The organism is Sellimonas catena, from assembly GCF_027924685.1.
GTDB classification, from domain to species: domain Bacteria; phylum Bacillota; class Clostridia; order Lachnospirales; family Lachnospiraceae; genus Sellimonas; species Sellimonas catena.
This window is the reverse complement of the sequence record NZ_BSBO01000001.1, coordinates 64,508-76,834: the sequence shown is the minus strand read 5'-3', so window position 1 is coordinate 76,834 and position 12,327 is coordinate 64,508. Positions and strand designations below refer to the sequence as shown.

General features: G+C 44.5%; 11 protein-coding genes and 1 riboswitch. All 11 genes read left to right on the top strand.

Annotation, left to right across the window (positions count from 1 at the left end):
• Positions 1–14 precede the first annotated feature (14 nt).
• The 11 genes from Selli1_RS00430 (at position 15) to grdC (ending at position 12,316) form a co-directional block, all read left to right on the top strand.
• Positions 15–1,310, top strand: a complete 1,296-nt coding sequence (locus Selli1_RS00430; protein ID WP_087252309.1) for a DUF5716 family protein — start codon at positions 15–17, stop codon at positions 1,308–1,310.
• Positions 1,285–2,049 (top strand): hypothetical protein, encoded by a 765-nt coding sequence (locus Selli1_RS00425; protein ID WP_087252310.1) that lies wholly within the window; start codon positions 1,285–1,287, stop codon positions 2,047–2,049. The genes Selli1_RS00430 and Selli1_RS00425 overlap by 26 nt, the downstream gene beginning before the upstream one ends.
• A gap of 92 nt (positions 2,050–2,141) precedes the next feature.
• Positions 2,142–3,572, top strand: a complete 1,431-nt coding sequence (purB, locus tag Selli1_RS00420) for an adenylosuccinate lyase (RefSeq protein ID WP_281872015.1) — start codon at positions 2,142–2,144, stop codon at positions 3,570–3,572.
• Between the two features lie 268 nt (positions 3,573–3,840).
• Positions 3,841–5,253, top strand: coding sequence for an alanine/glycine:cation symporter family protein (locus tag Selli1_RS00415; RefSeq protein ID WP_281872014.1), 1,413 nt, complete (start codon positions 3,841–3,843; stop codon positions 5,251–5,253).
• A gap of 154 nt (positions 5,254–5,407) precedes the next feature.
• Positions 5,408–5,505, top strand: a riboswitch (glycine riboswitch).
• Between the two features lie 113 nt (positions 5,506–5,618).
• Positions 5,619–6,002 (top strand): GrdX family protein, encoded by a 384-nt coding sequence (locus Selli1_RS00410; RefSeq protein ID WP_118636316.1) that lies wholly within the window; start codon positions 5,619–5,621, stop codon positions 6,000–6,002.
• A 70-nt stretch (positions 6,003–6,072) separates the two neighbouring features.
• A complete protein-coding gene (locus Selli1_RS00405; RefSeq protein ID WP_281872013.1) occupies positions 6,073–7,353 on the top strand; it encodes a glycine/sarcosine/betaine reductase component B subunit in 1,281 nt (426 codons plus the stop codon).
• Positions 7,354–7,371: 18 nt separating this feature from the next.
• Positions 7,372–8,679: a glycine reductase complex selenoprotein B gene (gene grdB, locus Selli1_RS00400; protein WP_087167798.1), complete on the top strand. Its 1,308-nt coding sequence runs from the start codon at positions 7,372–7,374 to the stop codon at positions 8,677–8,679.
• Positions 8,680–8,791: 112 nt separating this feature from the next.
• Complete coding sequence (gene trxB / locus Selli1_RS00395) at positions 8,792–9,736, top strand: thioredoxin-disulfide reductase (RefSeq protein WP_087252314.1); 945 nt, start codon at positions 8,792–8,794, stop codon at positions 9,734–9,736.
• A 24-nt stretch (positions 9,737–9,760) separates the two neighbouring features.
• The gene (trxA, locus tag Selli1_RS00390) at positions 9,761–10,087 is read left to right on the top strand and encodes a thioredoxin TrxA (protein ID WP_087167800.1); all 327 of its coding nucleotides are present in this window, start codon (positions 9,761–9,763) and stop codon (positions 10,085–10,087) included.
• A gap of 108 nt (positions 10,088–10,195) precedes the next feature.
• Positions 10,196–10,669 carry a glycine/sarcosine/betaine reductase complex selenoprotein A gene (grdA, locus tag Selli1_RS00385; RefSeq protein WP_082136429.1) on the top strand — a complete coding sequence of 158 codons (474 nt, stop codon included), beginning with the start codon at positions 10,196–10,198 and terminating at the stop codon, positions 10,667–10,669.
• Positions 10,670–10,783: 114 nt separating this feature from the next.
• Entirely contained in the window at positions 10,784–12,316 is a 1,533-nt protein-coding gene (gene grdC, locus Selli1_RS00380) for a glycine/sarcosine/betaine reductase complex component C subunit beta (RefSeq protein ID WP_281872012.1), read from the top strand.
• Positions 12,317–12,327: the final 11 nt, after the last annotated feature.

Sequence of the window (12,327 nt, the reverse complement as noted above, 5' to 3'; positions counted from 1 at the left end):
ATAGGAGAGGGATCATGATGGAAAATGGTGGATATATCATCGGATATGATCTGAATGAAAACGGATGTCAGATCAGTTACTTTGATGAAGAAAAGCATGAGCTCAAGACACTGGAAGTGGCAGCTGACAATTACCAGATTCCGCTGATGGTAGGACATTATAAAGAAGCATGGATGTTCGGGCGCGAAGCGCAGAGAGCAGCGATGATGGACAAGGGGTGGGTGGTTTCCGATCTTTACCGGAAAGCGCAGAGAAATGAGCAGATTGAAAAAGAGGGGACTGTCTATGAGGCAAGATGGCTCCTTGGAAAATTTATTGAATTGACACTGCAGACATTCCGCAAGAAAGAAGTGACCTTTGTTTCGTTTACAGTACCCTGGATTGATCAGGAGATCCGTACATTTTTGAGAGAAGCAGGGGCGCAGGCGGGAGTAGATAAAGCGCGGGTCTATGCAATGGATTATCGTGAAAGCTTCTGTTATTATATGCTTTATCAGCCGAAAGAGCTTTGGCAGTATGAGTCTGCTCTCTTTTACTGTGACCGGGAAAAGATTGAGGCGTATATGTTGAAGCAGCTGAATACGGACTACCGGAGAGAAAAAGAGAATTTCGTCAGCGTGGAAAAGGTTGCAGAAGCCCAGATGGAAGAGCTGAAAGCGGTTTATCCTGTGCTTAATGTCGACAAGGCCAGAAATGCGGACGAACGGTTCCGGCACTTTATTCAGGGAGTGTTTGATAAAAAGCATGTTTCTTCTGTTTACCTGACGGGAGAAGGATTTGAAAACAACTGGTATCCGAATTCGCAGAAAGTGCTTTGCAATGGACGCAGGGCTTTTATCGGCAATAATCTCTACAGCAAAGGAGCCTGCTACTGCGGACTGAAAAAACGGTCCAATTCTCTTGATGTGCCGACGTATCTGGATGAAACAAAGCTGATGGAGCAGATTTGCCTGAAAATGAGGATCGATGGGGTGGATATCTGGTATCCGATTGTTGAGTTCGGAACACACTGGTATGAAGATACCCGTGAATGGGAGGTGCTCCTTGAAAACACTGAGGATATTGAAATTCATATCGAATCCCTTGCAACAGGCCAGTGGAACGTAGAGACTGTTTCCTTCGCGGGAATGCCGAAACGGAAGGAATATTCCATGAAGCTGATTGTCCGCACGGAATTTGATGACGAGCGTACCTGCCGGCTGAGCTTCAGAGATGCAGGATTTGGAGACTTTTTCCCGGCTACGGACTTCAAGGTAGAAAAAATAATTCATCTGGGAGGTACCAATGGGCAGTTTAATTCTTTGTCATAACAAAAAAGCATCACAACCGTACAAGATTACACGCATTCACAGAAAGATCTATACAATAGAAGAACTGTGCTACTATCTCTGCAATAATCTCTATCTGATTGATTATACGATCATGAATGAAAAAATCTGCGAGTGGCTGTATTCGGAACTGGATATGCGGGAACTGGCAGGAGAACTTCTAGATCTGATCCAGAAAAAGGGGACCATTGAACAGTTCGTGCTCCGCATTCTGGAGCATGCCAGAATTTACTCGGAACCGGAGATGGAACATATCCGGAATGTACTGGACAGACTGAAGGATCAGAAAGAGATTGAACGCAGAAAATATAAGGCGGACAATCTGCTGGAAAGCGGTGAATATGAATCTGCGATTCTTGTCTATCTGTCCATTCTGCAGGATGAGAGAGATGAATCCGCGGGAGAACGGTTTTACGGCAAGGTGTACGGATGTCTTGGAGCAGCTTACGGAAGGGAACTTCTCTATGAGCAGGCAGCGTCCATGTACAGACAGGCATATGAGATCTGTCAGGATGAGACAATGCTGACGGCCTATATCTATGCCTGCTCCAGATATATGCAGGAGGATGAATACCGGAAACTTCTCGAGGAAAATCCGTCTTATTCCCGGACGGCGGACCGGGTAGAGCAGATGATTGAAGAAAAGGAGAGCGGGATGAAAGAAGAAGCGGCGCCGGAGATCCTGGAGAAATGGAAGCATCAGTACCGCCGCTATCTATAGAAACGTATTATATTGCGTTTCTCTTTGTTCTGTAGTATAGTAGGAATGCAAAAAGGCCGACAGGCCGAAACTAAGAAAAGGAGCATGGAAAAGTGAACGACAGATATCAGAGTCCATTATCAGAACGGTATGCAAGTAAAGAAATGCAGTATATTTTTTCTCCGGATATGAAATTCAGAACGTGGAGAAAACTTTGGATCGCTTTGGCGGAAACGGAAAAGGAACTGGGACTTCCTATTACGGACGAGCAGATCGAAGAGCTTAAGGCACATGCGGATGACATCAATTACGATGTTGCGAGAGAAAGGGAAAAGCTTGTGCGTCATGACGTTATGTCCCATGTCTACGCTTATGGTCAGCAGTGTCCGAAGGCGAAGGGAATCATCCATCTCGGAGCGACTTCCTGTTATGTTGGAGATAATACAGATATTATCGTGATGGCAGAGGCATTGAAACTGGTCAGAAAGAAACTGGTCAATGTAATCAATGAGCTTGCCGGCTTCGCGGATCAGTATAAAGCGCAGCCGACTCTTGCGTTTACTCATTTTCAGCCGGCGCAGCCGACGACGGTAGGCAAGAGGGCAACGCTCTGGCTCCAGGAATTTTTGATGGACCTGGAAGATCTGGAGTATGTAAGCGGAACATTAAAGCTTTTAGGTTCCAAGGGAACGACCGGAACACAGGCAAGCTTTCTGGAACTTTTTGACGGAGACCAGGAGACGATCGACAAAATTGATCCGATGATCGCGAAGAAAATGGGCTTCTCGGCCTGCTATCCGGTTTCCGGACAGACTTATTCCAGAAAAGTGGATACAAGAGTGCTGAACATTCTTGCAGGTATTGCTGCCAGTGCACATAAAATGTCAAACGATATCCGGCTTCTTCAGCATCTGAAGGAAGTGGAAGAGCCGTTTGAGAAGAATCAGATCGGCTCCTCGGCTATGGCATATAAGAGAAACCCGATGAGAAGTGAAAGAATCGCATCACTTTCCAGATACGTGATGATCGATGCGCTGAACCCGGCTATTACTTCGGCTACCCAGTGGTTTGAGAGAACACTGGATGATTCGGCAAATAAGCGTCTTTCCATTCCGGAAGGATTCCTTGCCATTGACGGTATTCTGGATCTCTGCCTGAATGTGGTAGACGGACTGGTCGTTTATCCGAAAGTCATCGAGAAGCGTCTGATGTCAGAACTTCCGTTCATGGCAACAGAAAACATCATGATGGATGCGGTAAAGGCAGGCGGGGACCGTCAGGAACTGCATGAGAGAATCCGCGAACTTTCCATGGAAGCAGGAAAGAATGTGAAAGAGAAAGGTCTTGACAATAACCTTCTGGAACTGATTGCGGCAGATCCTGCATTCAACCTGACGCTGGAAGAGCTTCAAAAGACAATGGATCCGGCCTGCTATACAGGACGCGCGAAAGAGCAGGTGGAGGCGTTCCTTGCGAATGTGGTACGTCCGGTACTGGATCAGCATAAAGATGAGCTTGGAATAAAAGCGGAAATAAATGTATAGAACAAAATGACAAAAATTTGGCAATGTGCATAAAAAGTAAAGAAACTATAATTAAGATGCATATTTTAAGGAGGCTGGAACCCCCTGAAACAGTGGGGTTCCGCCTTCTTTTTTTGTGTTGAAGCAGAAAGATAAAATAAAAACTGGATAAAATAAACAAAAAATATATAAAATTCATTAAATTATTGTAAACTAAGCTTAAAAATGGTATGATAGATACATCAGGAAAAAATATTCAAAACATCTATAGGGCAAAGGAGGGGTTGTTATGGAAACATTGAACAACATCGTACTAACTATTCAAGACTATCTGTCGAACTATATCCTGATCGTAGCACTTGTAGGAGGAGGTATCTGGTTTTCCATCCGTACCGGTTTCATTCAGGTTCGTGGCTTCACGGAAGGCCTGAGACGTACATTCGGCGGATTGTTTTCCAAAAAAGGAGAAGCAGGGAAAGACGGAATGAGTTCTTTCCAGGCGCTGGCGACAGCGATTGCTGCTCAGGTAGGAACTGGTAATATTGCAGGCGCTGCGACAGCGATTGCGATCGGCGGTCCAGGTGCTGTATTCTGGATGTGGGTGGCAGCATTCCTTGGCATGGCGACGATCTACTGCGAGGCAATTATGGCACAGAAGTACAAGAAAGTCGGCAGCGACGGAATTATAACAGGAGGACCTGTTTACTACATTCGCGCAGCATTCAAAGGTACATTCGGCAGAGTACTTGCAGCGATTTTTGCGGTACTTCTGATTTTCGCACTTGGTTTCATGGGTAATGCAGTTCAGTCTAACTCTATCGCATCTTCTTTCCATACGGCATTTGGTATTCCGCAGTGGATCACAGGTGTAGTTGTAGCAGTTATTGCATTGTTCATTTTCACAGGCGGAATGAAACGTATTGCAAAAGTTACCGAGCTTATGGTTCCGCTTATGGCGGCACTTTACATTGTCGGTTCTCTGATTATTATTATCTATAACTGGAGAAATATTCCACTGGCATTTGAGCAGATTATTGTAGGCGCATTTGCACCTGATGCCATCGCAGGCGGTGCGATCGGTGCTACAGTTTCCAAGGCGATTACAAAAGGTGTTGCACGAGGACTGTTCTCCAACGAAGCCGGTATGGGTTCCACACCTCATGCGCATGCGGTTGCAAAGGTAGATCATCCGGTAGAACAGGGATTTGTGGCAATGACAGGTGTATTCATTGATACGTTTATCGTTCTTACAATGACAGCTCTCGTTATTGTAACAACTCAGGCACTTCCGAAGTCATACGAAATTGTTGAAGGCGGTTATTCTGCAGCGGCACTCAGCCAGTTTGCGTATTCGACTCTTTATGGAAAAGGCGGAGAGATCTTTATTGCGATCTGTATGTTCTTCTTCGCTTCCTCTACCATTATCGGATGGTATTTCTTCGGAGAAGCGAATATCAAGTATCTCTTCGGACCAAAAGCGGTTCCGGTTTATTCGGTTCTCGTTTGTGTATGCGTAGTACTTGGTTCTCTTGCACAGGTTGACCTTGTATGGAATATGGCAGACTGCTTCAACAGTATGATGGTTGTTCCTAACATTATCGCCCTCTTTGCATTGAGCGGCATGATCAAGAAGACCCACGACGATTACTTTAAAAACTTCCTGCCGAAGCATCCTGAGCTTCAGAGAAAGAAGAAAAAATAACAAAGAGCGTATCAACATGACCAAGAGAAATGGTTTATAGAAAAAAACTATGTGCAAATCGAATAAAAAGCTGGAAATCTATAAATCGATGTGGTATACTCAAAACAGAATTGTGAAAGACATATTCTGCGCATATGACAATTGAATAGTGGGATGATTTTTCCTGCGAGAGAGTTCGCAAATGAACCGCCGAAGATGCAAACCTTACAGACCAAAGGTGAAACTTTCAGGCAAAAGGATCAGGGAAAGGACCACATTCTGAATCGTGTATGACAAATATATCAGGATGACATACATAAGACAGAAGGGCGGCCTTGTATTCTGCTTCGGCGGAAGTCAGCCGTCCTTTTTTAATAGGTGGAGCCATGAAGAAGGATTATAGAATTATAACAAACAACCCGCTCGTTCGTGAAAAGCTCGGGCAGGATCATGATGTGGAGTTTTATGACTGCTCATATGAAGATGTTTTGAAAAAAGTAAAAGAAGAAGTATGTAAAGGGTACAAGCTCTTAACGCATCCGCTTTCCGGAAGTGTTAAGCCGAATGAAACACCTTACAAATCAGTAATGGTTTCCCGAAAGAGCGGCGAGACAGACCTGATGGGAATTGAAATTATCGAACGGGCCATTGCCTCCGTCGGCAAGTTTCAGTTCAAATCGGATAAATATGCGCCGCAGGTTTATGAAGATTTCAGGCTGATTGATTACACATTAATATCCAGTGCACTTCCGTCGGCAGATGCCTGGTAAAAGAAAAAGGCTATAAAGTACTGGGGTACTTTGGGGCATAGATTTCATTATTTAGAAGGAGGGAATTACAGTGAGATTAGAAGTTGGACACATTTTTATCAAGGACATCCAGTTTGGCACTGAGTCTAAAATTGAAGACGGTGTTCTTTATGTATCCGAAGAAGCTGTAAAAGAAGTTGTCCTTGAGGACGAGCACATCAAAAGCGTAAAATTTGACATCGCAAGACCGGGAGAAAGCGTAAGAATCACACCGGTAAAAGACGTTATCGAACCTCGTGTAAAGGTTGAAGGACGCGGAGGAGTTTTCCCGGGAGTTATTTCCAAAGTTGACACAGTCGGCGAAGGAAAAACATACGCATTAAAGGGAATGGCTGTCGTAACAGCAGGTAAGATTGTCGGATTCCAGGAAGGTATCATCGATATGACAGGCCCGGGAGCTGACTACACACCATTCTCCAAACTGAACAACTTTGTAGTTGTATGTGAGCCGGTTGACGGAATCAAACAGCATGAATATGAAGCAGCTGTACGTTTCGCAGGTTTCCGTGTTGCTGTATATCTTGGTGAACTCGCAAGAGAACTCACACCGGATGAAACAAAAGTATATGAAACATATGGAATCAAAGAAGGAATGGAAAAACTTCCGGGACTTCCGAGAGTAGCATATGTACAGATGCTTCAGAGCCAGGGACTTCTGCATGATACATATGTATACGGCGTTGACGCAAAGAGAACACTTTCCACAATCATCAACCCGACAGAAGTAATGGACGGTGCAATCGTTTCCGGTAACTGTGTATCTGCATGTGACAAGAACCCTACATACGTACACGAAAACAACCCGGTTGTACATGACCTCTTTGAAGAACACGGCAAGACAATCAACTTCGTATGCCAGATCCTGACAAACGAAAACGTATACCTTGCTGACAAACAGCGTTCTTCTGACTGGACAGCAAAACTTTGCCGTCTTCTTGATCTGGATGCAGTTATCGTATCTCAGGAAGGATTCGGTAACCCGGATACAGACCTTATCATGAACTGTAAGAAAATTGAAGCAGAAGGCGTTAAGACTGTCATCATCACAGACGAATATGCTGGACGCGATGGAAAATCCCAGTCACTTGCTGACGCTGACGTTGCAGCAGATGCAGTTGTAACAGGCGGTAACGCAAACCAGGTAGTCGTACTTCCGAAACTTGACAAAGTAATCGGAACTCTGGATTATGTCAACACTATTGCCGGCGGTAACGAACACAGCTTACGTGAAGACGGAACAATCGAAGTTGAAATCCAGGCAATTACAGGTGCAACAAACGAAACAGGATTTGGTTACTTAAGCGCCAGATAGTGAAGGAGGAAGAAAAAGATGTTAAAAGTAGTTCATTATATCAATCAGTTCTTCGCTAATATTGGTGGAGAAGAAAAAGCTGATTACCCGGTAGAAGTTCGCGAGGGCGAAGTTGTCGGACCAGGTATGGCATTTAAACAGGCATTCGGAGAAGAAGCAGAAATCGTTGCTACTATCATCTGCGGTGATTCTTACTTCAACGAAAACCTTGACAAAGCAAAAGCAGAAATTATTGAAATCGTTAAAAAATACAACCCGGATGTATTCGTAGCAGGTCCTGCATTCAATGCCGGACGTTACGGTGTTGCCTGCGGTACAATCTGTGACGCTGTACAGGAAGAACTTGGTATTCCGGCAGTGACAGGTATGTACACAGAAAACCCTGGTGCTGATATGTTCAAAAACAAAGTTTACACAGTAGCTACAAAGAACTCTGCTGCAGGAATGAGAAAAGCAGTCGGAAGCATGGCTCCGCTTGCTCTTAAACTTGCAAAACATGAGAAGATCGGTGCTTCCTGTCAGGAAGGTTATATGCCGAACGGTGTTCGTGTAAACTTCTTCGAAGAAAAACGCGGATCCAAACGTGCCGTTGAAATGCTTCTTAAGAAGATCGCCGGCAAACCGTTTGAAACAGAGTATCCGATGCCGACATTCGACAGAGTTGCTCCGAATCCGGCTGTAAAAGATCTTTCCAAAGCAACAATTGCACTGGTTACATCCGGTGGTATTGTACCGAAGGGAAATCCGGATCATATTGAAAGCTCCAATGCTTCCAAATACGGTGAATACAGCATTGCAGGCGTAGATGATCTGACAGAAGAAACATTCGAGACAGCACATGGCGGATACGACCCGGTATACGCAAACGAAGATCCGGACCGCGTACTTCCGGTGGATGTTCTCCGTGAAATGGAAAAAGAAGGTAAGATTGGAAAACTGTATGATAAATTCTATACAACAGTTGGTAACGGAACAGCCGTTGCTTCTGCAAAAGCATTCGCTGAAGAGTTCGCTCCGAAGATGAAAGCTGATGGAGTTGACGCAGTTATCCTCACCTCTACATGAGGTACCTGTACGCGTTGCGGTGCAACGCTTGTTAAAGGCATCGAAGCTGCCGGACTTCCGGTTGTTCATGTCTGCACAGTTACACCAATCTCCATGACAGTTGGTGCAAACAGAATCGTTCCGGCTATTGCCATTCCTCATCCGCTTGGCAACCCGGCACTTGATAAAGACGAAGAATACAAACTTCGTAAAGAAATCGTAGAAAAAGCATTAAATGCTCTTACTACAGAAGTTGAAGATCAGACGATTTTCGATAAATAAGAGTCTGAAAACGCCCTCTTGATTGGCGTCATGTGGAATTCAGCGTCCGGACAGGCCTGCAGCCTTCCGGACGTAAGGATAAAGACATTATAGGAAAGAAGGAGTAAACGTTATGAGCAAAATTTATGACGTAATCATCCTGGGAGCAGGACCGGCCGGATTAGCAGCAGGCCTTTATGCCGGAAGAAGCCGCTTATCCACTCTGATCATTGAAAAAGGAAAAGACGGCGGACAGATTGCTATCACGGATGAAATTGAAAACTATCCGGGACAGATCGTGGAGGGAGAAAGCGGCCCTTCTCTGATCGCAAGAATGACAGAACAGGCTGAGAAGTTTGGCGCAGAGCGTGTGACAGACGTAATCAATGCTGTTGAACTGGATGGCGATGTGAAAAAGCTGAAGAGTGCCAAGGCAGAATATCTTGGAAAAACAGTGATCATTGCAACCGGCGCTTTTGCACGTCCGATTGGATGCAAAAACGAAAAAGAATTTATGGGAAAAGGTATTTCTTACTGCGCAACATGTGATGCCAACTTCTTTGAAGATTTTGAAGTTTTCGTAGTAGGCGGCGGAGATTCTGCTGTTGAAGAAGCGATGTATCTTACAAAATTCGCAAGAAAAGTTACAATCATCCACAGACGTGATGAACTTCGTGCAGCGAAGTCCATTCAGGAAAAGGCGTTTAAGAATGACAAACTCCATTTCTTATGGGATACCGTTGTAGAAGAAGTAAACGGTGACGGTATTCTTTCTTCCATGACAGTTAAGAACGTTAAGACTGGCGAACTTACTACAATCGAAGCAGACGAAGATGACGGAATGTTCGGTGTATTCGGATTTATCGGAACAATCCCTAATTCCAAAATTTTCGAAGGCGTGATCGACATGGACGAAAGAGGATATATCAAATCCGATGAAAACATGCATACAAACATTCCTGGCGTATTTGTGGCAGGTGATGTTCGTATCAAGAGCCTTCGTCAGGTAGTAACAGCTGCTGCAGATGGAGCAATTGCTGCTACACAGGCTGAAAAATATATCAACGAAAACGAATAAGAAGTATTAAGGAGGAGTTTAACAATGTTAGAAGTAGATAAGAAAACATTTGAACCAGAAGTTCTGCAGGCAGAAGGATACGTTCTCGTAGATTTCTTCGGAGATGGATGCGTACCTTGCCAGGCTTTAATGCCGCATGTTCATGCATATGCTGACAAATATGGCGACAAAATCAAATTTACATCTTTAAATACAACAAAAGCACGCCGTCTTGCAATCGGCCAGAAGATCCTTGGACTTCCGGTTATTGCTATCTATAAAGATGGTGAAAAAGTGGAAGAGTTAGTAAAAGATGACGCTACTCCGGAAGCAGTAGAAGAGATGGTTAAAAAATACTACGCTATGGCGTAAATTTCTTTTGCGTAATTGCCCTTTCGGGCTTTACGAGGGCATAAAGCGGTGCCCTGAATAAATATTTATCAACCAATTATTAAAATGAAGGGAAGGAGGAAAAACATCATGGCAATTTTAGAAGGTAAAAAAGTCATTATTATTGGTGACCGTGATGGTGTTCCGGGACCGGCTATCGCAGAATGCGTAAAGACAGCCGGTGGAGAAATTGTTTTTTCTTCAACAGAATGTTTCGTCTGAACGAGCGCAGGCGCAATGGATCTTGAGAATCAGAAGAGGGTTAAAGAATTCGCAGATGAATTCGGACCAGAAAACCTGGTAGTAGTACTTGGTGCTGCTGAAGGTGAAGCTGCTGGTCTTGCAGCTGAAACAGTTACTGCTGGTGACCCAACATTCGCAGGTCCATTGACAGGGGTCCAGCTTGGACTCACGACATATCACGTTTGTGAACCAGAACTGAAAGAAGAGTTTGATGAAGCGGTATACGATGAGCAGGTCGGCATGATGGAAATGGTTCTTGATGTTGACGACATCGTAGACGAAATGTCTGCAATCCGTGACGAATACTGTAAGTATTTATAGGAAAATCTGAAATACCGGATTTCGGATTCAGGAGCGGTGGGGTAAATACTTACCTCACCGCTTTTTCTACAACATAATTCCTTTTTATAACGTAAAGAAAGGTGGACACTAACAATGAACAGTGTAATTAAAGGAGCCAGCTATGTATTGGCACATACTCCTGAAATGGTAGTATATAACGGAACAACACAGACAACAGAAAGAGTTGTCAATCCGGAATCAGAATATTTAAAAGAATTAAGAGGTCATTTACGCTCTTATGAAGAATGTGTAAACTACTGGCCAAACCAGGTTTACATTGGAAACGCTACACCGGAAGAACTTTCCCAGGTTGAATTCCCTTACTATGACAAAACAAGAGAAGGATCTGAAAGATACGGAAAATTCGGTGAAATTATGCCGGAAGAAGAGTTCCTTCTTTTAGTACAGGCTTGCGATATGTTCGAAGTTGTAAAACTTGACAAGAACTTCGTAAGCGCTCATAAAGATGCTCTGGCTGCTGACCCGATCATCACAGAGGATATCATCTCCAAGATTGAAGAAGGTTATGAGCTGGACGAAATCAAACACTTTATCGAAAATGAGCATGCAGAAGGACTGTACCACAACAACGAACTCGTTGGATGTGTAAGAACAGCTCACGACATCGACGTGAACCTCTCTGCTCATGTAATGCATGAAAACCTGATGAGCAAAGCTTCCAGCGTACTTGCTCTGTTATATGCAATCCGCAATGCTGGAATCAACAAGGAAGACGTTGAGTACGTTATCGACTGTGCTGAGGAAGCATGTGGTGATATGAACCAGAGAGGCGGCGGTAACTTCGCGAAAGCTGCTGCAGAAGTAGCAGGACTTGTATCCGCAACAGGATCTGACTCCCGTGGATTCTGTGCAGGACCATCCCACGCTCTGATTGAGGCAGCTGCTCTCGTAAAATCCGGAGCATATAAAACTGTTGTTGTTACAGCAGGTGGATGTACTGCAAAACTTGGTATGAACGGTAAAGACCACGTGAAAAAAGGCCTTCCGATCCTGGAAGACTGCCTTGGAGGATTTGCGGTTGTCGTTACAGAAAACGATGGTGTAAACCCGGAAATCAATCTGGATGTTCTTGGACGTCATACAGTAGGAACCGGTTCCGCACCTCAGGCTGTTATCGGAAGTCTTGTAACAGACCCGCTTGACAGAGTAGGCTGGAAAGTAACAGATATTGACAAATTCTCACCGGAAATGCAGAATCCGGATATCACAAAACCGGCTGGAGCAGGTGATGTTCCGCTTGCAAACTACAAGATGATCGGTGCGCTTGCTGTAAAACGCGGCGATATCGACAGAAAAGCTCTTCCGGACTTCATCGCACAGCATGGTCTGACAGGATGGGCTCCGACACAGGGACATATTCCGTCAGGTGTTCCGTACATCGGATTTGCACGTGAAGATATTCTGGAAGGAAAGATCAAGAAAGCAATGATCATCGGAAAAGGAAGTCTCTTCCTTGGACGTATGACAAACCTGTTCGATGGTGTATCTTTTGTAATCCAGGCAAATGAAGGAAACAGCGCAGAATCTGCTGTATCTGAAGAAGAAGTAAAAGGCCTGATCGCAAAAGCTATGAAAGAATTCGCTGAAACTCTGATGGCAGAATAGTGAGGTGTAGA

What these genes read in the sequence shown, in the direction of transcription:
- Selli1_RS00430 (WP_087252309.1), top strand. Translation starts at nt 15, where the DNA reads ATGATGGAAAATGGTGGATATATCATCGGATATGATCTGAATGAAAAC.
- Selli1_RS00425 (WP_087252310.1), top strand. Translation starts at nt 1,285, where the DNA reads ATGGGCAGTTTAATTCTTTGTCATAACAAAAAAGCATCACAACCGTAC.
- Selli1_RS00415 (WP_281872014.1), top strand. Translation starts at nt 3,841, where the DNA reads ATGGAAACATTGAACAACATCGTACTAACTATTCAAGACTATCTGTCG.
- Selli1_RS00410 (WP_118636316.1), top strand. Translation starts at nt 5,619, where the DNA reads ATGAAGAAGGATTATAGAATTATAACAAACAACCCGCTCGTTCGTGAA.
- trxB (WP_087252314.1), top strand. Translation starts at nt 8,792, where the DNA reads ATGAGCAAAATTTATGACGTAATCATCCTGGGAGCAGGACCGGCCGGA.
- trxA (WP_087167800.1), top strand. Translation starts at nt 9,761, where the DNA reads ATGTTAGAAGTAGATAAGAAAACATTTGAACCAGAAGTTCTGCAGGCA.
- grdC (WP_281872012.1), top strand. Translation starts at nt 10,784, where the DNA reads ATGAACAGTGTAATTAAAGGAGCCAGCTATGTATTGGCACATACTCCT.